General features: G+C 65.0%; 19 protein-coding genes. 9 read left to right on the top strand and 10 right to left on the bottom strand.

Annotation, left to right across the window (positions count from 1 at the left end; all coding sequences use genetic code 11):
• Positions 1 to 141 precede the first annotated feature (141 nt).
• From AC6LJY_RS02890 to AC6LJY_RS02900, 3 genes are all read right to left on the bottom strand, one after another.
• Positions 142 to 1,362 (bottom strand): serine hydrolase domain-containing protein, encoded by a 1,221-nt coding sequence (locus tag AC6LJY_RS02890; RefSeq protein WP_498135255.1) that lies wholly within the window; start codon positions 1,360 to 1,362, stop codon positions 142 to 144.
• Positions 1,363 to 1,570: 208 nt separating this feature from the next.
• The gene (locus AC6LJY_RS02895) at positions 1,571 to 2,878 is read right to left on the bottom strand and encodes an ATP-binding protein (RefSeq protein ID WP_498135256.1); all 1,308 of its coding nucleotides are present in this window, start codon (positions 2,876 to 2,878) and stop codon (positions 1,571 to 1,573) included.
• Complete coding sequence (locus tag AC6LJY_RS02900) at positions 2,871 to 3,572, bottom strand: response regulator (RefSeq protein ID WP_104142070.1); 702 nt, start codon at positions 3,570 to 3,572, stop codon at positions 2,871 to 2,873. The genes AC6LJY_RS02895 and AC6LJY_RS02900 overlap by 8 nt, the downstream gene beginning before the upstream one ends.
• A 305-nt stretch (positions 3,573 to 3,877) precedes the next feature.
• Here AC6LJY_RS02900 and AC6LJY_RS02905 point away from each other — a divergent pair, with 305 nt between their 5' ends.
• Complete coding sequence (locus tag AC6LJY_RS02905) at positions 3,878 to 4,696, top strand: class I SAM-dependent methyltransferase (RefSeq protein ID WP_498135257.1); 819 nt, start codon at positions 3,878 to 3,880, stop codon at positions 4,694 to 4,696.
• Between the two features lie 51 nt (positions 4,697 to 4,747).
• Here AC6LJY_RS02905 and AC6LJY_RS02910 read toward each other — a convergent pair whose 3' ends face one another.
• Genes AC6LJY_RS02910 through AC6LJY_RS02935 form a run of 6 tightly spaced genes read right to left on the bottom strand, consistent with a single transcriptional unit; the run spans position 4,748 to position 10,422 of the window.
• The gene (locus AC6LJY_RS02910; RefSeq protein ID WP_498135258.1) at positions 4,748 to 5,713 is read right to left on the bottom strand and encodes a Bug family tripartite tricarboxylate transporter substrate binding protein; all 966 of its coding nucleotides are present in this window, start codon (positions 5,711 to 5,713) and stop codon (positions 4,748 to 4,750) included.
• Positions 5,714 to 5,742: 29 nt separating this feature from the next.
• Positions 5,743 to 6,663: an alpha/beta hydrolase gene (locus tag AC6LJY_RS02915; RefSeq protein WP_498135259.1), complete on the bottom strand. Its 921-nt coding sequence runs from the start codon at positions 6,661 to 6,663 to the stop codon at positions 5,743 to 5,745.
• Between the two features lie 14 nt (positions 6,664 to 6,677).
• The gene (locus AC6LJY_RS02920) at positions 6,678 to 7,115 is read right to left on the bottom strand and encodes a Rid family hydrolase (protein ID WP_314363416.1); all 438 of its coding nucleotides are present in this window, start codon (positions 7,113 to 7,115) and stop codon (positions 6,678 to 6,680) included.
• 7 nt (positions 7,116 to 7,122) lie between these two features.
• Complete coding sequence (locus tag AC6LJY_RS02925; RefSeq protein WP_498135260.1) at positions 7,123 to 8,601, bottom strand: 2-hydroxymuconic semialdehyde dehydrogenase; 1,479 nt, start codon at positions 8,599 to 8,601, stop codon at positions 7,123 to 7,125.
• Positions 8,602 to 8,652: 51 nt separating this feature from the next.
• Positions 8,653 to 9,465 (bottom strand): DODA-type extradiol aromatic ring-opening family dioxygenase, encoded by an 813-nt coding sequence (locus tag AC6LJY_RS02930; RefSeq protein ID WP_498135261.1) that lies wholly within the window; start codon positions 9,463 to 9,465, stop codon positions 8,653 to 8,655.
• Between the two features lie 33 nt (positions 9,466 to 9,498).
• Positions 9,499 to 10,422, bottom strand: coding sequence for a DODA-type extradiol aromatic ring-opening family dioxygenase (locus AC6LJY_RS02935; protein ID WP_314363378.1), 924 nt, complete (start codon positions 10,420 to 10,422; stop codon positions 9,499 to 9,501).
• A 251-nt stretch (positions 10,423 to 10,673) separates the two neighbouring features.
• Here AC6LJY_RS02935 and AC6LJY_RS02940 point away from each other — a divergent pair, with 251 nt between their 5' ends.
• Together AC6LJY_RS02940 and AC6LJY_RS02945 are read left to right on the top strand one after the other, a co-directional pair.
• Entirely contained in the window at positions 10,674 to 11,231 is a 558-nt protein-coding gene (locus tag AC6LJY_RS02940; protein ID WP_498135262.1) for a MarR family winged helix-turn-helix transcriptional regulator, read from the top strand.
• A gap of 248 nt (positions 11,232 to 11,479) precedes the next feature.
• The gene (locus AC6LJY_RS02945; RefSeq protein ID WP_314363375.1) at positions 11,480 to 12,661 is read left to right on the top strand and encodes an MFS transporter; all 1,182 of its coding nucleotides are present in this window, start codon (positions 11,480 to 11,482) and stop codon (positions 12,659 to 12,661) included.
• A gap of 81 nt (positions 12,662 to 12,742) precedes the next feature.
• Here AC6LJY_RS02945 and AC6LJY_RS02950 read toward each other — a convergent pair whose 3' ends face one another.
• A complete protein-coding gene (locus AC6LJY_RS02950; protein WP_498135263.1) occupies positions 12,743 to 13,777 on the bottom strand; it encodes a LysR family transcriptional regulator in 1,035 nt (344 codons plus the stop codon).
• Positions 13,778 to 13,919: 142 nt separating this feature from the next.
• Here AC6LJY_RS02950 and AC6LJY_RS02955 point away from each other — a divergent pair, with 142 nt between their 5' ends.
• From AC6LJY_RS02955 to AC6LJY_RS02980, 6 genes are all read left to right on the top strand, one after another.
• The gene (locus tag AC6LJY_RS02955; protein ID WP_104142056.1) at positions 13,920 to 14,321 is read left to right on the top strand and encodes a RidA family protein; all 402 of its coding nucleotides are present in this window, start codon (positions 13,920 to 13,922) and stop codon (positions 14,319 to 14,321) included.
• A gap of 152 nt (positions 14,322 to 14,473) precedes the next feature.
• Positions 14,474 to 15,373 (top strand): helix-turn-helix domain-containing protein, encoded by a 900-nt coding sequence (locus AC6LJY_RS02960; protein WP_498135264.1) that lies wholly within the window; start codon positions 14,474 to 14,476, stop codon positions 15,371 to 15,373.
• A 127-nt stretch (positions 15,374 to 15,500) separates the two neighbouring features.
• Complete coding sequence (locus AC6LJY_RS02965; RefSeq protein WP_498135265.1) at positions 15,501 to 17,186, top strand: thiamine pyrophosphate-binding protein; 1,686 nt, start codon at positions 15,501 to 15,503, stop codon at positions 17,184 to 17,186.
• A gap of 84 nt (positions 17,187 to 17,270) precedes the next feature.
• On the top strand, positions 17,271 to 18,272 hold the full coding sequence (locus AC6LJY_RS02970) for a Bug family tripartite tricarboxylate transporter substrate binding protein (protein WP_498135266.1): 1,002 nt from the start codon (positions 17,271 to 17,273) through the stop codon (positions 18,270 to 18,272).
• Positions 18,273 to 18,379: 107 nt separating this feature from the next.
• Entirely contained in the window at positions 18,380 to 18,697 is a 318-nt protein-coding gene (locus AC6LJY_RS02975) for an NIPSNAP family protein (RefSeq protein ID WP_046803815.1), read from the top strand.
• Between the two features lie 173 nt (positions 18,698 to 18,870).
• Positions 18,871 to 19,767 carry a LysR substrate-binding domain-containing protein gene (locus AC6LJY_RS02980; RefSeq protein ID WP_104142319.1) on the top strand — a complete coding sequence of 299 codons (897 nt, stop codon included), beginning with the start codon at positions 18,871 to 18,873 and terminating at the stop codon, positions 19,765 to 19,767.
• Positions 19,768 to 19,874: the final 107 nt, after the last annotated feature.

A 19,874-nucleotide genomic window follows, 5' to 3' on the forward strand; every position in this document is an offset into this window, starting at 1 on the left:
CGATTGGCCGCAGGCGGCAATGTATCGAGACGAGAGCGGAAAAGTTCTCGGATCTCATTAACCTTTGTAAAGAAAGGTACGAGGGCACTTAAAACGTCTACACAATTTATCAGACGCCCCGCCTGCCCACACGTACGTTTTTCATCCCTGACCGGCGCCCTGCCGGGCCTGGCGCATCATGCGCATCGCCAGGGTGGCCACCGCCGCCACCAGCGCCTCGCTGGAATCCGAATTGCCCATGACCAGCACCGCCAGCTTGTCCTGCGGCGCCAGCACCCAGCGCGAATGAAACGCTTCCGTCGCCCCGCTGTGTTCGCGCAGGGACGTGGCGGTGACCACGCCGTCGTCACAGGGCGCGGCCAGCCACGACAAGGCGAATCGGCAATCCAGGTCCAGCCCGTCGCCCGCCACCGTTTGCAGCCCCAACAGGGTTTGTGCGGATTGCGCCGTCAGCACGCGCCGGACATCGGCGCTGACTTTGGCGCTGACTTTGGCGCTGACATCTGCGCTGACATCGGCGCTGACGGCGGCGCTGACGTCGACATTGACCTCGGCCCTGCCTCCGGGATTTCCCGCAGCCCGGCTTCCGTAAGCGCCGCCCGCGAACAACATGCTGCTAAACCGCGCCATCTCGGATGCGCTGACCCATAACCCGTCCGCCGCCTCGTTGGGCTGTGGCGCTTCCGGCCAAGGCCGGCCGCGCCGGTAGCCCACCGCGCGTTGCTCCAGCATGCGCTCGTGCGGTCGAAACCCGGCGCGCGGCATGTTCAAGGGTTGAAGAATTGTGCGGCGCACATAGGCGTCGAACGGCTCTTCGGACACGTGCGCCACCATGTCGCCCAACAAGGCGTAAGCCATGTCGGCGCGGGCGCGGCCCATCGTGTCTTCCAGCGTGCCGGGATGCAGATTCAGCAAGCTTCGTGCCGTGTAAGGCGCGGCGCCCATCCACTGCATGGCGTTGCGGCGCGGCTCGACGTGCCAATCGGGCAAGGCGCCCGCAGCCGGCGCGTCCAGCGACAACCGGCCATCGTCGGCAGCATGCAGCACACCGGCCGCCGTGACGATTTTGCTGATGGCGCCCACGCGATACAGCGTGTCCCCGGTGGCGCGGCGGTGCCGCGACGCATCCGCCACCCCAAAGCCCGTGCTCCAGACTATGCGCTGGTCCTCAACGATGGCGATCGATACGCCGGGCACCTTGGTCAGGGCCATGTCGTAGGGAATGCGCTGGGTCAGGTAGCTCACGACCGCCGCGTAATCGCCTTTGGCGATCGTGGCGGGCGCGGCGGGCGGCAGCGTCTGGCAACCGCCGCCGGCAAGCAACAGCGATCCGATGGCGACCAGGCGGCTTAGCGAAAACATGGAGGACGCATACCCTGCGAAAGAGGAATGCCGTGATGCTATCCATGCCGCGTCGCGGGATCTTTCCCGGTTTGTATGGAGTTTGTGAAGATCTTTGTCGTGACGCGCGCGACCTCGTCGGCGGCGCGTTCGGTCGGGCCGCGTTCGGTCGGGCCGCGTTCGGTCGGGCCGCGCTCGGCCGGGCCGCGCTCGGCCAGACAGCGCCAGGTCAGGCGGCGTTCCAGCTGATCACGAAGCGGGCGCCGCCCAGGGGGCTGTCGGCCACCTGCGCGGCGCCGTTGTGCCAGTGCGCCACGCGGCTGACGATGGCCAGCCCCAGCCCCGTGCCGCCCGTGTCGCGCGCCCGGCTTTCGTCCAGCCGGATAAACGGTTCAAAGATTCGTTCGCGGTCGGCGGGCGGCACGCCGGGTCCGTCGTCGTCCACCGTCAGCACATAGTGCTGCGGGGCCGGGCTGGTCAGCCCGACCTGTACCCGTTCGCCCGCGTGCCGGATCGCGTTTTGCAGCAGGTTGAGCAAGGCGCGCGTCATGTAGCGCGCGTGCAGGTGGACGTCATCCGAGTCGCACCGCGTCACCTCGCAATGCACGCCCAGCAGCTCGGCCTCGAACGCGGCATGCTGCACCACGGCATCCAGCCAGCCGCGCGCGTCCTGCGCTTGTAACGGTACGTCTGCACTCTTGTGCTGCAAGCGCGCATACATCAGCAGTTCCGAAGCCATGCTGTCCAGCTCGGCCACGTCGCTTTTCATGTCCTCGACCAAGCGCTTGCGCGCCTCCGGGTCCGCCTCGCGGTCGATCATGTCCAGCTCGAACGACAGCCGCGCAATGGGCGTGCGCAGTTCGTGCGACACCGCGTTGGTCAGTTCGCGCTGATTGCTGATCAGCGCGGCAATGCGATCCGACATCTGGTTGAACGTATCGCCCAGCCCACGGATGCTGGAATAGCGCGACAGGCGGGCGCGCGCCTGCAAATCGCCCTGCCCCATGCGGTGCGCGGCGGTTTTCAGCGCTTCCAGATCGCGCCAGATCGGCAGCGCCCACACCAGCATGAAGCCGCACAGCAGCAAGCCCAGCGCGGTGTAGATAGCCACGATCACCCAGGTGCCGACAAGCGGCTCGGGCGGCATCTTGACCATCAACCACTGCGCGCCCGGCCCGGGCAGCGCGGACACGAAGCTCATCTGCTTGTCACGCAGAAAGAAGCCGCCCGCTTCGATGGTTCGCCGCTCGTCGTCAGTCAGCGCGAAGTCGGGCGAGTTGTAGTCGGCGGGGTCCATCACCCGCAAGGCCAGACCGTAATGCGGGGCCAGGGTATCGCGCACATAATCGCGGCGCGCCTCGGGCGGCACATTGGCCAATTCCAGCTTCAGGCTGTGCAGCTGCCCGCGCACTGCTTCGCGTGTGTAGTTCGCGGTCTCGGGCTCGAAAAGGTAATTGGCCACCCGATCGACCACTTCGTTCGACAGCACAAAACCAATCGCCAGCACCACGAAGATGCGCAGAACGAACTTAAGCATCGCCGAGCTCGTGCGCCTTCGGAGAAAACAGGTAGCCCTTGCCCCAGACGGTCTTGATACGTGCCGGGTCGCGCGGGTCATCGTCCAGCTTGCGGCGCAGTTTGCTGACGCACACGTCCACACTGCGGTCCAGGCCATTGAATTCAATGCCGCGCACCGCGTTCAGCAGATCGTCGCGCGTCAACACCTGGCCGGCCTGGCTGGCCAACGCCCACAGCATCTCGAATTCCATGGTGGTCAGATCGACTTCCACCCCGGCAAGGGCCACCGAACGCGTCTGGCGGTCAATCGACAGCGGACCGAACGCCAGTTGATCCGGCTGCGCGTCCGTCTGGTTGTGGCGGCGCATCAAGGCGCGAATGCGCGCCAGCAGCACGCGCGGCTCCACGGGTTTGATGACGTAATCGTCGGCGCCGGACTCCAGCCCCAGAATCTGGTCCAGATCGTCTTCACGCGCGGTCAGCATCAGGATGGGCGCGGAAGAAAACGCGCGCAGGTCGCGGCAAACCTGCAAGCCGTCGCGGCCCGGCAGCATCAGGTCCAGGATGGTGATGGCCGGGTCATGGCGCCGAAACGCTTCCACCGCCTGGTCACCGCGATAGGCCTGGGCGACCTTAAAACCGTGTTGCTCCAGAAACTGCGCAATCAGGCGCGAGAGCTTCGGATCGTCTTCAACTAACAAGGCCTTGATCATGGTGTCGGGACAAGAGGAGATCGGAAGATAACGGACCGGATGGCAATGGCTACCGGCATTTTTGCCCGGCAAGCATACACCGAATAAAACGGTGCCTCGGCGCCCCCTTCTTGAGGGTGGCAACGCCATGAAAGTGGCCCAGGCCGCATCGGAAACGGGATTTTCAGGCGTACTATCGTTGGTGTTCATGCATGCGCGTAAAGCCATCACTACAAGGCGGGCGGCATGACGTCGTCGCACACAGCGGCAACCGCGCCGCCCACAACTTCGGGCGGCCTTATCGACCTATTGTGGAGTCGATCATCATGAACACGTCCAGTGGCGAACGCGCCTTTGCCGGACCCATTCCCCAGCTATACGAGCGGTATCTGGTGCCGATGATTTTCGACGGATATGCGCGGGACATAACGCGGCGAGTCGCCGCCCTGGCCCCGTCATCCGTGCTGGAAATCGCCGCGGGCACCGGGGCGGTCACACGCCATCTGGCGGCCCAACTGCCCGCCGGCACCTCCGTCGTATCGACCGATCTTAGCCAGCCGATGCTGGAACATGCCATGAGCCTGGGCACGAGCCGCCCCGTCACGTGGCGCCAGGCCGATGCCATGAAGCTGCCCTTTGCCGATGGCGCTTTCGATGCGGTGGTATGCCAGTTCGGCGCCATGTTCTTTCCGGATAAGGCGGTGGCTTTCTCCGAAGCGTACCGGGTGCTGCGGCCAGGTGGCGCATTCCTGTTCAACGTGTGGGATCGCATAGAAGACAACGAATTCGCCGACTGCGTCACGCAGGCAATGGCTGCGCTGTTCCCGGCAGACCCGCCCCGGTTCATGGTGAAAGTGCCGCACGGCTATTACGACCAGGCGCAGATCCGCAGCGCGCTGGCGGCGGGCGGGTTCACCGGGGCCATCACCTTCGATACGATTGCCATGCAAAGCCTGGGCGAGTCACCCCGCAGCGTCGCCGTCGCCTATTGCCAGGGCACGCCAATGCGCGCCGAACTGGAAGCGCGCGACGCCGGCATTCTGGAGAAGGCAACGGACGTTGCCGCTTCGGCGATTGAAGACCGCTTTGGCCCGGGCGGCATCACGGGCAAGATTCAGGCGCACGTTGTTGTGGCGACGCGATAGGCAGTCCCCCGGCGTGTTCGCTCCCCGCGTTCGCCACCCGCGTTCGCACCCCTACTCTGCCCTGGCCCCCGACACCTTGACCGTCTCGGCCCACCGTTTGGTCTCGGCCGCGATGAATGCCGTAAATGCTTCCGGCGTCGAGCTGATCGGGTTCAGCGACATCGCGGCGTTGGCTTGCACAACTTCGGGCGTCTTCAACGCCTGGCCGATCGCCTCGTTCATGCGATTGATGATGGCCTGCGGCGTGCCCTTGGGCGCCACGACGCCGCCCCAGGCCACCGCTTCAAAGTTGGGAAACCCGGATTCGGCCATCGTCGGCACGTTGGGCATGGTGGGCAGACGCTTGGGGCTGGTGACGGCAAACGCTTTCAACGTTCCGTTGTTGATGAACTGCTGGACGCCGTTCACGTTATCGAACATCACGTCGACCCGGCCGCTGACCACGTCGGACAGCGCCATCGACCCGCTTTTGTACGGTACGTGCGTGATATCCAGGGCGCCGACCGCTTTCATCATTTCACCGGTCAGGTGGCTGCCCGAGCCCACCCCGGTTCCCGAGGCGAAGTTCACCTTGCCGGGGTTCTGCTTCACATAGGCCATGAACTCTTGAATTGAATTCGGCTTGAAGTCCTTGCCGGCGACAAGAATATAGGGGTTGTCGAAGAGCAAGCCGACGGGTGCGAAGTCTTTGATCGGGTCATAGGGCAGGCTGCGATAGAAGCTGGCATTGACGGCCAAGGTGATGTTGTTGCCAAAGCCGAACGTGTACCCGTCCGGTGCCGCCTTGGCCACCGTGCGGGTGCCCACGATGCCGCCCGCGCTGGCCAGGTTTTCCACGATCACCGGCTGCTTCAGTATTCGCCCGATCTGCTCGGCGACGGGACGCGTCGCCACGTCGGGGCCGGACCCCGCAGCATAGGGAATGATGAGCTTGATGGGCTTGTTCGGCCAGGACTGCGCCTGCACGGCCGTCGACAAGGTAAGGGCCAACAGCGCCAAGCATTGGGAAATTTTCATCGGATTCTCCGGGTCTTCCTAAACAGGGCTCATCCCTGCATGATTTGAATCAGGCGCTTCATCCAGGGCGAATCCGCCTGCCCTGCCGCGATTGCCGGCGCAAAATGATCTCCCGCTAACACCATGGTTTCCACGGGCCGACCCAGCCGACGCAGCTCGGCTTCCATCGTTTGATTGCCCTTGATGATGCGAGGCAGGTCCTCCCGGGCGTACGCCAGCAACATCGGCGGCGTGTCCTGATTCACCCGACACACGGGGCTTGCCGATTCGGCCTCCGATACGTCATCCAGCAGGTTCTGATGCGTGCGCTCTTCGCCGCTGCCCGGCGTGCGTTCGGGATACCGGATATCCAGCGGCGCACACAGGGGCAAGCACGCAATGATCGACGACGCGGGAATACCGTGGCGGTGCAGGCCTTGCGCGCTTAATGCGGCAAGCGTCATCAGATGACCACCGGCGGAATGGCCTCCCACCGCGATGCGAGCGGGGTCTGCGCCATATTCGTGAATGTTCCGGACCACCCACGACAGCGCGGCATGGCAGTCGTCCAATAGCGCCTGCCATTTGAAGCCTGGCGCGAGTCGATACGATATCGAGACAAACGTAATGCCCGCGGCGACCAAGGCAGGAGCCATCAACGCCACCCATTCCTTGTAGCCATTCGTCCACGCGCCGCCATGGGCGAAGACCAGGATCGGGCTGGTTTGCCCCGCTTGTTTTCGGCTTGGGTACACGTCAAGTTTGTGCGAGGCAGTGTCGCCGTATTGAATGTCGGCAATGCGTTCGCAGCGCTGTACCGCCGCAGCCGAAAGCGCCAACGCCGCGCGTGCGTAGTCCTCGGCTTCGGCGGGATACAGCGGGGGTTGTGGGGCAAGATTGGCAAAGCTGATGTCTGTTGCCGACGCTTGGTGAGCGATCTTGGCCGGCTCTTCGGGGTGTTCGGGGATCACGATACGACCTTTCTCTAAGCGTTGGAACCAATCGGCTTGTACGCCACGGCCTTGATTTCGATGCGCAGCAGCGGATGCGGCAGCTGGTGCACGGCGACGGTGGTTCTGGCGGGGCCGTCGTAGTCGAAGTACTCGGCGTAGACCTCGTTGTAGCCCTTGAAGTCGCCCATATCGACCAGGTACGTAGAGACTTCGACCAAGTCTTTCAGGCTGGCGCCCGCGCTTTCAAGAATCGCCTTGATGTTCTCGATGACAGCGCGCGTCTGCGCGCGGATGTCGGCGTCCAGCACGCCCATGGCGTCGGCGTCGGCGCCTGCAAAGCTGTTGTCGGGGCGGCGCGAACTGGTGCCCGATACAAAGAGAAAGTCTCCGGCACGCTTGATGTGCGGGAACTTGCCGCGTGGCTGCGCGCGCCCTTGGACGACGGCGGAGGACAGCTTGCTTTGGGCCATGGGTTTCTCAGTCATTGACGGCGTCCGGTGCATCCACGTGAATGCAAACGTTGGTGAGTTCGGAGTAGAAGTTCAGGGAATGCAGCCCGCCTTCGCGGCCGATGCCCGACAGGCCGCTGCCGCCAAAGGGCGTGCGCAAGTCTCGCAGGAACCAGGCGTTGACCCAGGCGACGCCTACGTTCATGGACTGCGCGACGCGGTGTGCCTTGTTGACGTTGCTGGTCCAGATGGTGGCCGCCAAACCATACGGCGTCGCGTTGGCGCGACGGATGACTTCCGCTTCCGAATCAAACGGCGTGACGTGGCCGATGGGGCCGAATATTTCTTCCGACACGCATCTGGCGTCATCGGCCAGGCCGGCGATCAAGGTGGGCTCGACCCAGAAGCCGCCATCCAGCGCGTTGCCAAAGTTTGGCGTGCCACCGCCCACGATGAATTGCGCGCCCTCTTGCCGCGCCAGCGCGTAGTAGCTCAGCACCTTGTCGCGATGGGCGGCCGAAATCACCGGTCCCATGTCGGTCGACGCGTCCGTGGGATCGCCCAGCTTGATGCGCCGGGCGCGTTCGGCAAGCGCGCCCACGAAGCGGTCGTAGATGGGCCGCTCAACGAAGATGCGCTCGGAGCACAGGCAGACCTGGCCACTGTTCAGGAACGCCGCGCGCGCCATGCCTTCCACGGTTTTCTCAAAGTCGCAGTCGGCGAAGATGATGGCCGCGTTCTTGCCACCCAGCTCGAACGACACCGGCTTCACGCCGGCAGCGGCGGCGTGCATGATGGCCGTGCCGGTTTTTGATTCGCCGGTAAAAGTGATGGCGCTGATGTCCGGATGCCGGGTGATGAATTCCCCCGCCGAGTTCGGGCCAAAGCCGTGCACCAGGTTGAACACGCCGTCGGGCAAGCCCACCGACTGCATTACTTCGGCAAGCAGCGTCGCGGTGCCCGGTGTTTCTTCGGAGGGCTTGGCCACTACCGCATTGCCGCACGCAAGCGCCGGCGCGACTTTCCAGCTGAACAAAAGCAGGGGCAGGTTCCACGGCGAAATGATGCCTACCACCCCCAGCGGCTTTCTGACGGCGTAGTTGATGGCGTGGGCACCGCCCGCCAGTTCGGTGCGAAACGTCTCCAGCGGGGCTGTCTTCAGGATGTCCGCAAAAATACGGAAATTGGCCGCGCCACGCGGGATATCAAGCTTGGATGCCAGCGACACCGGCTTGCCCGTATCGCTGACTTCGGCGTCCAGGAAGTCGTCCGCGCGGCGATCGATCTCGTCGGCGATGCGGTAGAGCATGTCGGCGCGGTCGGCAACCGACGTGGCGCCCCAGCTGCGTACCGCCCGGTGGCCCGCTGCGACGGCCTCGTCGACCATCGCTTGCGTGGCCTCGTGCACGTCGGCAAAGCGAAGGCCCGTTGCCGGGTTGATGCCGGCAAACCGCTTCTGGCTGTCTTGGAACCGGCCATCAATGAAGTTTCTGTACTGCTTGAACACGACTGCTCCTTGGCAAATAAGGGCTGGCCTGGCCGGCCCTGCGGAAACGCGCTACTGGAGCTTGAACTCCACGACAGCGCCGCCGCTGCCGTATAGCGGTGCATACCCATGCACGATTGCCTGCTTGAAACTTCCGCCCATCGCGCCCAGCAACCAATGGAACTGCTTGAGGCCCATGTCCGGATGCGCTTCTTTGGCATAGTCGGGCAGGCTTGCGCGCAGGGCTTGGACGTCGCCGCTTTCCATCAGGGCAAGCAGGCGCCGGTTCCACGCGTCATCGGCGTCGGAAAGAATGTGGTCTTCCTGAAGGTCGATGGTTTCGCGGAACATGCTGTTGGACAGGCCCCCGATTCCCACCACCGCCACACGCTTGTCCTGCAAGGCGGACGCGGCGATGGCGCCCAGCTGCTCGGTCTGCTCGGGGCTGTGATAAAGATTGTTGGCGGCGATGACGACGGGAAGCGCGGGCGTACCGAAGTTCATCAGCGTGGTCACGGTGATCGTGCCCGTGTCGATCGGAAACTGGTCATAGTCGACGCCGCGTGTCTTGATGCCGGCGTCATTGCAAGCCTGCACGCAGCGGTGCGCCAGGGCGGCATCCGAATAGATGTCGAACGCCTGCTCGCCGAACTCGTGCCAGTTTTCATCGACATGCAGGCCGGTACTGCGTGCCCGGGTGATCCATAGCTGGTCCAGCACGGCGAACCATTGCGTCGAATAGACCAGCACGCAATCGGGTTTGGATTCGGCCAGCGATTTGCCTGCTTGCGCCAAGGCGTCTCGAAGGCGGCCCCACGGCGCCACGTCGGGGCGCAACTGCGGCAGCGGACTGCCCGGTACAAGAAACGCGGATACGATGCTCATGTCATTCCCCTTTTTCTTTTGCAGACGGTGCGATCAGGCGGCCTGGGCAGCCGGCGCCAGGCGTGAAAGGCCCGCGTCCTGAAGGTTCCATTCGATCACCGCGTTGCCGGTGCCGATGACGGTGCCGTAGCCATGCAACTTGCCGGCCAGCTCGGGATAGCCCATTGCGGCATGCATCCAGGTGAAGGCGCCGGACTTCACTTCGGCAAACGCTTCATCGATAAACTGCGGCAACAGCTGGAAGGTCTCTTGCATGCGGCCCTGCCGCATCAGGTTGATCATGCGCACGTCCCACTTGTAGCCGTCATAGCGTTCGGGGTGCTCTTTGGTCATGTCTTCGGGCAGCTCTGGCTCTTCATGAAAATGCCAGTGGGACAAGGTGTTGCTGGCCAGCAGGACGGCGCGGCGTCCGGTTTTGCGGATGGCCTCGCGCGTGGCCCGGCCCAGCAAGTCCATCTCGCCCTGCCCTTCCTTGGTGTTCAGGAAATACGGCGTGTTGTTGGCGGATATCCCCACCACGGGAATGTCCCATTGCGGCCGCACCATGTGCAGCGTGGTGATCGTGCCGTAGTCCGGACGGAACTTCGGGTTGCGCATCATCTTGCTGACCAGCCCCAGGTTGGCGGCCTCTGCACAGCAGGCCTCGGCCAGTTCGACATCCACGTCCATGCCGAAGTCGTAGCGGAAGATGTTGGGGAAGATCGGGTCAACGGATCGTCCCGCCAGTCTGGGCACGCCAAGAAAGTGGTGCCCGACCTGCGTGATCCAGTGCGGGGAATGGACCAGCAGCACGTCGGGCTTCAGGCGTTCGATGCTTTCGCGTGCGTGCTCATACGCCCAGCGCAGCGGCTCCCAGCCGCCTTCAGAGCGCGGCTCGTTCTGGGGCGGGTTTTCGCCATAGACCAGATGAGGCGGATGGGGCGCCAGGAAGCCGGAAAGAATTTGACCTTCGCTCATGGTGAAGCTCCTTACCTTGACAGTTGAAGCCCACCTCGGTCGCGGCATCCGGCGGGGCGGCTTTATAAGACGTATGCGTACTATCGTAGGGCGGAGCGACACACCAAGAAACGCGGAATTACCCTATATTCTTCGCTTAAAACGGATCAGATGGGTGTTTGAAACGCGCTTATCTTGTACGTGTACGTGTTATTGTAACTACGCAGGGACCCATCCTAATCGAGACAACGACCGTAGAAGACTCCATCACAATGGCCCGATCACCTACCTCCAAGACAGCCCGACCCACGTCCGCCCGCACGTCAGCGCCGGCGGGCGCTTCGCTATCGGCCGCCGAGGCGCAAGTCGAATCCCTGCTGCGAAATTTCCGCCTTGAAGAGGTGCCGTCGCATCTGCTGCGGCGCGCGCACTTCAAGGCCGAGGAAATCTTCGCGGCGACGTTTGCGGGCGAAGGGGTAACGCCCCGGCAAAAGGCCGCCTTGGTGCTGCTTTACCAAGAGCCCGGCCTTAGCCAGAATTCCTTGGCGGAGCGCTTGGCCATGGACCGCAACACCGTTGCTGAAATGGTCAGGCGCATGCATGGCGGCGGGCTGATAGAACGCCGGCCGTCACCCACGGATGCCCGTGCTTACCAGTTGTATGTCGCGCCGGCCGGCTTGGAGCTGCTGTGCAGGGTGATGCCGCGCGATGTGGTGGTGGAAGACCAATTGCTGGCTCGGCTGCCCGAGGAATACCGTGGCCTGTTCGTCAAATGCCTGCGCATGATTGCCGAGTCCGGTAACGAGACAGAGGCGTCAAAGCCCGATTGATGGGAGCGCGTTGGGCGTGACCGGGGCGCGTCTGCGACTGCCGGTCGTCAGCACGATTGTCGGCCGGCTTTTCAGCCCGGTTTTCAGTCCGGCTTTCCGCCCATTTTTCAGCCCCACTGTCAGCCGCCTGACAGGCAGCCGCGCAGGGCTACCGCTACACTCTCGGAATCCCGCATCCATGGTCGCCGGGCCAGCCCCGCGCCAGCGGCAAGGTGGTCGGCAGACGGCCAAGTTCCCACCGTTCCTTCATGTCGCACTCTGATTCGTTCAATCTGAAGCGCATCGCCGTTCCGGCGTTCGGCCCGTCGCTGCTCTACGGCATCAGCAACGGCGCCATCCTTCCCGTTATCGCACTGACCGCGCGCGACCACGGCGCGTCGGTAGCCACTGCCGGCTTGATCGCCGCGTTGATCGGGGTGGGTTCGCTGCTGTCCAACATTCCGTCCGCCCTGATCACCGAACGCTTCGGCGAGAAGCGGGCCATGGCGGGCGCGGCACTGTTAAGCGTGGTTGGCCTGGCGCTGGTGATCGGCCTCCCGCACCTGTGGGTGCTGGCGGTGGCCATGCTGATGCAGGGCTGCGCGCAGTCGGTGTTTCAGCTGGCGCGCCAGAGCTACATGATTGAAGTCGTGCCGCTGGCCTATCGCGCGCGGGCGTTGTCCACGCTGGGCGGCACCACGCGGATCGGCACCTTTATCGGCCCCTTCGCGGGCGCGGCGCTTATCCATTTCGTGGGACTGGACGGCGCCTATTGGATTGCCATCTGCGCCATGCTGGGCGCGGGGCTGATCGCGATCAAGGCGCCCGATATCGAACCCTCGGGCAGCGCGCACAAGGGCGGCCCGCGTGCCCGCATCGGCGAGGTGGCGCGCGACCATCGCGGCGTGTATGCCACGTTGGGCGTGGGCGTGATGCTGATCAGCGCGCTGCGCGCGTCGCGCCAGGTGGTGATCCCGCTATGGGCCGATCATTTGGGTCTGGACGCCGCCACCACGTCGCTGGTGTACGGCTTGGTGGCCGCGGTGGATATGTCGGTGTTCTATCCGGCGGGCAAGGTGATGGACCAGCGCGGCCGCCTGTGGGTGGCGCTGCCCTGCACGTTGCTGATGGGGTTGAGCCTGATGGCAATCCCGCTGACCGGCGGCGTGGCCAGCTTCATCCTGGTGTCGGCGCTGCTGGGCTTTGGCAACGGCATCGGGTCCGGCATTGTGATGACGCTGGGCGCCGACGCCGCGCCGCCCGGCGCGCGCACGCAGTTCCTGGGCATCTGGCGCTTCATGGCGGACCTGGGCGCCAGCGGCGGGCCGGTGGCACTGTCGGTGCTGACCGCCTTGGTATCGCTGGGCGGCGCATCGTTCGGCGTGGGCACGCTGGGGCTGGTGGCGGCCGGGGTGTTCTGGCGCTGGCTGCCCCGGCGCGCGCAGGGTTGAGCTTGTTCGCGCCCTGAAGCGGGGATGCAGGCTTGTGATGTCGGGGCGATCAAGTCGGCGGATCGTCCCTATTCTGCGTCCCTATTCTGCGTCCCTATTCTGCGTCTCTGATCGCGTCGCTGCCTGCGCTGCTGTCTGCGCTTTTGCCTTCGTTGCCGACTTCGCTGTTGCCTTCGTTGCCGCCGGTGCGCCGGCCGCCGGTACGCCGGCCGCCGGTGCGTACTGCCCCATCAGCGCCACCACCCAATCGATGAACACCCGTAGCTTCGTGCTGACGTGCCGGTTGGGCGGAAATGCAATGGTCAACGGCATCGGGTCCAGCCGCCAGTCCGGAAACAGCGGCGTCAATTCGCCCGTCGCCACATGCGGCTCGGCCATGTATTGGGGCAGCCACAATACCCCCATCCCGGCCAGCCCCGCCGCCAGGTACGCGTTGCCGTCATCCACCGCCAACACATAGCGTCCATGCACCCGCACATGCTCGTCGCCGCGATGCATGGCGTAGGGAAACGCCTTGCCCAGCCGCTGCCACAGGTAGCCGACCACGCGGTGATGCGTGTTTTCCAAGTCGTGCGGATGCGTGGGGTGGCCGGCGCGCTCCAGGTAGCTGGGCGCGGCGTACACCGCCAATTGCAGATCGCCCACGCGGCGCGCCGTCAGCGACAGGTCGGTCAGCTCGCCGCCCCGAACCACGCAGTCCACGTTGTCGGCGATGACGTCGACGATGCGGTCGCTGACGCCCATGTCCAATTGAATGTCGGGATACTGCGCGTGAAACGACGGCAGCGCGGGGATCAGCACCATGCGGGCCAGCGGGCTGGGCACGTCGACTCGCAAGCGCCCCCGGGGCAAGGCCGAGGCCACCGACAGGCTGGTCTCGGCATCATCCATGTCAGCCAGCAGCTTGATGACGCGCTCGTAATAGGCCGCGCCGTCGGCGGTCACGTTCACCCGTCGCGTGGTGCGGTTGAACAGCCGCACACGCAGGCGCGCCTCAAGCTGCTGCACCAGTTGCGTCACGGTGGTCTTGCTGATGTGCAGCGTTTCGGCCGCCTTGGTGAAGCTGCCGGCCTCCACCACGCGGGCAAACGCCTGCATTGCATCGAAACGGTCCATCGTCGGCCCCCGCCGGTTGAAGAATGTTTGGATTCTACAAACAGTGATGGACAAGCTTGCGCGTTTATCGGCCGTGGGCGCGTCGTTACAGTGAACTCATCGCTAACGACGGGCCGTGCCGGCCCGATTGAAGGAGCTTTCTATGACGACGCGAGACCCCGTTTTTCCGCCTGACCGCCACGCGCTGTACGCGCGCCACCGGTATTCGCCCGCCATCCGGTCCGATGGCTTTCTCTTCGTATCCGGGCAGGTGGGCAGCCGCGCGGACGGCACGCCAGAGCCCGAGCTGGATGCGCAGGTGCGGCTGGCGTTTGACAACCTGAACGCCATTCTCAAAGCGGCGGGCTGCACGTTCGACGATGTGGTGGATGTGACCGTCTTCATGGTCGACCCGCAATCGCACTTCGAACGGATCTGGACCGACGTGGTGCCGCACTACTGGGGCCAGGCGCCGTATCCCACCGCGACGGCCGTGGGCGTAACGTGGTTAAGCGGCTTTGACTTCGAGATCAAGGTGATCGCGAAACTGCCCGAAGGGTCGTAAGGCGACCCCGGGCAGCCTCGGGCGGCGCCGGCCCGCCACCGAAACGCCAGGGCGGGCAATACCGGGTTTACGGCAACCGCGGCTGGGCACGTTTGGCGATATCATGGCAAAAAAATCGAGCCGCCTCGCGCGCCGCCAAGGAGACTTCCCGCTTGTCCGCAGGCCCGCACACGCCCAACGCGCAACCCTTCCCCACCTTTGAAACCTCCGATTTCTCGGGCGAGGGTTCGTTCTATTTCGATCTTGTGCGCTTGCAGGACCGCGACGATATCCCGCGCGGCTTCCTGCATCGGCACAACTACTACCACTTGCTTTGGATGAGCCAGGCCAGCGGCACCCACATGCTGGACTTCGAGCAGCACGAGGTGCGCGACCACTCGGTATTTTTCCTGTCGCCCGGCCAGATCCATGCCTGGACCTCGTCCGTCAAGCCGCGCGGCTACGTGTTGAATATCAGCACGGACTTCTTCGCCCACATGTTCCCGCGCGCGGACGACATCGCCAAGTTTCCCTTTTTTCACCTGGCCGGCGGCTCGCCGGCCATCTATCTGTCGCGCGAACAGCACGACGGCATGCTGCCGCTGCTCAATGAAATCGAACGCGAAACGCGCGACCGCCAGACCGGGCGCTTTGACGTGGTGCGTTCGTACCTGCTGATCCTGCTGACGCAGCTGCGCCGCCTGTACCCGGCCGACGAGCGCGAGACCACCGCCGGCCCCAGCTATTCGCTGGCCAAGCGGTTCACCATGCTGGTCGAGGAACACTATCTGGACTTCGACGCCATCCGCCAGTACGCCGACGCGCTGTGCGTTAGCGAACGCCAGCTTAATGATGCCGTCAAGCGCAGCGTGGGGCGCACCGCCAGCCAGCTGGTGCAAGAGCGCGTTGCGCTTGAGGCCAAGCGCCTGCTTAGCAATACGGGCCTTGGCATCGCCGAAATCGCGTTTCAGCTGAACTTCGAAGACCCCTCGTACTTCGCCCGCTTCTTCAAGAAACACACCGGCAGCACCGCGGGCGATTTCCGCAAGAAGTACGACCGCCCGATCGGCTGACGGCGGCGCGGGCAGACGCGCGAAAAAGTGCAATACAAGCTCTGATCTGTCCTAACGCGCCCGCCGCCGGGCTGCGTACAGTTCATCCAGACCCAACCCGCCGCCTTGCGGCCTGATTGAAACTGCGATGAACGACACCCCAACATTGATGACGGGCGGCCAGCATGTGGTGCGCGCGCTGCTGCAACACGGAGTGGACACGGTATTCGGCGTGCCCGGCGAAAGCTATCTGGACGTGCTGGACGCGTTGTACACGGAACGCGAGCGGATACGCCTGGTGTCCTGCCGCCACGAAGGCGCGGCCTCGTTCATGGCCGAGGCGCACGGCAAGCTGACCGGCCGACCGGGCATCTGCATGGTCACGCGCGGTCCCGGCGCGACCAACGCCAGCATCGGCGTGCAGACGGCGTTTCAGGATTCCACGCCGCTTATCGTGCTGGTGGGCCAGGTGGGCAACGACATGGTCGAGCGCGAGGCGTTCCAGGAAATCGATTACCGGCGCATGTTCGGCCAGTTCACCAAATGGGTGGCGCAGATCGACAGCGCCGCGCGCGTCACCGAATACCTGAACCGCGCGTTCTCGGTCGCGATGTCTGGCCGGCCCGGCCCCGTGGTGTTGGCGCTGCCCGAGGACATGCTGACCGAGCTGGCCGCGCCGCAGGACTGCGGCACGATCCAGTTTCCGCAGGCGCATCCGGCGCCCGACGCGCTGGCCGACATGCGCGCCCTGCTGGCCCGCGCGCAGCGGCCACTGATGATAGTGGGCGGGTCCGGGTGGACCGACGCCGGCCTGGACGCCCTGGCCCGCTACGCCGGCCGCAATGGCCTGCCGGTGGCCTGCTCTTTTCGCCGGCAGGATCTGTACGACAACCACCACCCGCAATACGTGGGCGAGGTGGGCATAGGCGTCAACCCGGAACTGGCTGACGCCGTGCGCAACGCCGACGTGATCCTGGCGGTGGGCGCGCGCCTGGGTGAAATGGTGACGGGCGGCTATACGCTGCTGCAAGCTCCCGTGCCCAGGCAGACGCTGATCCATGTGCTGGCCAGCCCCGAGGAGCTGGGGCGGGTGTATCAGCCCACCCTGAAGATACCGTCGGGCCTGGACGCCTTCGCCCACGCAGCCGCCGCACTGGAGCCGGTGGACGCCGCCCCGTGGCGCGGCTGGCTGGAGGGGCTGCGCCAGAACTACCAGCGCTATACGGAACCGCCCGCCAGCGATCTGCCCATGGACCCGGCGCGTGTCATCGTTGCCCTGCGCGAAGGGCTGGACGCGCGCGCCATCCTGACCAACGGCGCGGGCAACTACAGCGCCTGGGCGCATCGCTATTACCGCTTCAGCCACCCGCGCACCCAGCTTGCGCCCACCAGCGGCGCCATGGGCTACGGCGTGCCCGCCGCCATTGCGGCCAAGCTGCGCCACCCGGAACGGCAGGTTGTCTGCCTGGCGGGCGACGGCTGCTTTCTGATGACCTCGCAGGAGCTTGCGACCGTCAAGCAGCACCGTCTGGCCATCGTCTTCATCGTGTTCAACAACGGCATGTACGGCACGATCCGCATGCATCAGGAAAAGAACTACCCGGGCCGGACCATCGGCACGGACCTTTGCAACCCCGACTTCGTGACCTACGCGGAATCGTTCGGCGTGCCAGCCGAACGCGTGGACAGCCACGAAGGCTTCGCGCCCGCCTTGACGCGGGCGCTGGACAGCGGGTCGCCCTATCTGATCGAACTTTGTCTGGACCCCGAGGTGATCACGCCCCGGGCCACCCTGACGAGCCTGCGCAAACAAGCGCAGCTTGCCGCTTCCTGACGTTCAGGATCGGATTGCCGCGCAGCAGTCGCAAGAACGGCGCGCGGCGACCCCATAAAAAATATCCACACCTGGAGAGAGACTATGAATACCCCCCTGCCCGCCCTGCGGCGGCTGGCCGTGGCCGCCTTGCTGGCCGCCTCGACCCTTGGCGCTGCATCGTTCGCGGCATCCTCCGACACCGCCTCCGCCTACCCCGAGCGGCCCTTGCGCATCATCGTGCCCTTCGCCGCCGGCGGCGCCACCGATGTGATTGCGCGCACGGTGGCGCAGTCCATGTCCACCCGCCTGGGCCAGCCGGTGGTGGTGGAAAACAAAGCGGGCGCCAACGGCAACATTGGCGCCGTCATGGCGGCGCGCGCCGAGCCGGACGGCTATACGCTGCTGATGGCCACGTCCAGCCATGCCATCAATTCCACGCTGTATCACAAGCTGGACTACAGCCTGACGGGCGACTTCGCGGGCCTGTCGAACCTGGCATCGGTGCCCTTGCTGCTGGTGGTGAACCCGTCGGTGCCGGCCAAGACGCCGGAAGAACTGGCCGCCTACGCCAAGGCAAGCGGCAACCGCGTGAACTACGCCTCGGGCGGCACGGGCACGGCGTCGCACCTGGCGGGCGCCCAGTTCAATTCACTGGCCGGCGCGCAGATGACGCATGTGCCCTACAAGGGCGGCTCGCAGGCGCTGAATGACCTGATGGGCGGCCAGGTCCAGATCATGTTCGCGAATTTGCCCGAAGTGCTGTCGCAGGTGCAGGCCGGCCGCTTGCGGCCCATCGCCGTCACCGGCAAGCAGCGCCATACGGCGTTGCCGGACGTGCCGGCGTTTTCCGAAACGTCCTACCCCGCCATGAACGCCCGGTCCTGGTTCGGCCTGTTCGTGCCCGCGGCCACGCCCGCGCCCGTGGTGGAAAAGTTGTCGCAGGCCATCACCCAGGGCGTGGCCGACCCCGCCGTGCAGGACAAGCTGAAAGGGCTGGGCGCCGATCCGGTCGGCGACGGCCATGCCGCGTTCCAGCAGTACGTGAACCAGGAAGTCGATCGCTGGAGCGTGCTGGTGAAACAGTCCGGCGCCACGGCGGACTGACGATCGATCAGGTCCTGCAATGCGCGTTGCAACGCGCGTTGCAACCCGCATTGCCCCCTTCGCAATCCCCATTGCAATCCCCATCGCAACCCCTCAAAGGAAACACCATGCTTTACGACGTACGGACCTACACCTGCCGCGCCGGCACCATCAAGAAGCACCTGGCGCTTTATGCAGAGCACGGCTATGCGGTGCAAAGCCGCCACTTGGGCAAGCCGCTGGCCTACATGCAGACCGAGACGGGCGACGTCAACAGCTACATGCACATCTGGGTCTATGACAGCGCCGCCGACCGCGAAGCCAAGCGCCTGGCGCTGCAAAAAGACCCCGCCTGGGCCGGCTACCTGACCAAGAGCGCCGAGGCCGGCTATCTGATCCGCCAGGAAAACCGGCTGATGACGCCCACGGCGTTCTTCCAGCCTTGATGGCCCAAGGCCCAGGCCAAGGGCCAAGGGCCGAGGACCGTCCTCGGCGGCGCAACGCGCGGTTGAGCCGCAACGGGCGGGAAGAAAAAATTCGGACATAATTATTGCCCTGGCACCCCGGCAGTCGCCTTGCGCCCGCCACCCGCCCTGGCCTATCCGTGCCCGATTTTTCCATGAACCTTGCCCGCATCGACCTCGTCACCCTTGCCTTGTTTGTTGCCGTTGCGCGCCAGGGCAGCATCTCGGCCGGCGCGCGCCAGTCGCATCTGGCGGTTGGGGCGGCCAGCAAACGCATTTCCGACCTTGAGGCCGCCCTGGGCACCGCGCTGCTGTACCGCAACGCCGCCGGGGTAGAGCTGACCGACGCGGGCCAGGCCTGCCTGGTCCACGCGCTTCGTGTGTTGCAGGAAGTCGAGCAGATGACGGGCGCGCTGTCGGACTTTGCCCAAGGCGTGCGCGGGCAGGTTCGCATTGCCGCCAATACCTCGTCGCTGACGCAGTTTCTGCCCGAAGACCTGGCCGCCTTCATGGACGGACACCCGGCCGTGCGCATCGACCTGGAAGAGCAGAACAGCAGCGACATCGTCACCGCCGTGCTGGAGAACCGCGCCGATATCGGCGTATTCGCCGACCGGACGGCGGCCGAGGGGCTGTCGACCTTTCCGTATCGGCTGGATGAACTGGTGCTGATCGTGCCGCAGCGCCATCCGCTGGCCGCCGAGGTGCAGGTGGCGTTTGCCGAGACCTTGGCCTACGACTACGTGGGCCTGCCGCCCGCCACGTCGCTGGCCACCCGCTTGTCCGAAGAAAGCGGTCGCCTGGGCCGGGCAATGCGGCTGCGCATCCAGGTGCGCAGCTTTGACGCGATCTGCCGCATGGTCACGGCCACGGGCGGCGTGGGCATCCTGCCGCGCATCGCGGCCGAGCCGCATGCGCGCTCGATGCCGCTCAAGCTGATCCCGCTGACCGACGAATGGGCGCGCCGCTGGCTGCTGCTGGGCGTGCGCGATGCCGACACGCTGACCGTGGGCGCCCGCCTGTTGCTGGCGCATCTGCGCGGCGACCACTAAGGCGGCGATCACTAAGGCGACGATCAAGAAGGCGGCGACAAAGAAGGCGGCTGCCGCTGCGGGTTTGCCCGGGGTTTCTCGTTCCAGGAATACCCCTTTCCCCGATT

Source organism: Achromobacter sp. RT286_PF (genome assembly GCF_059760425.1).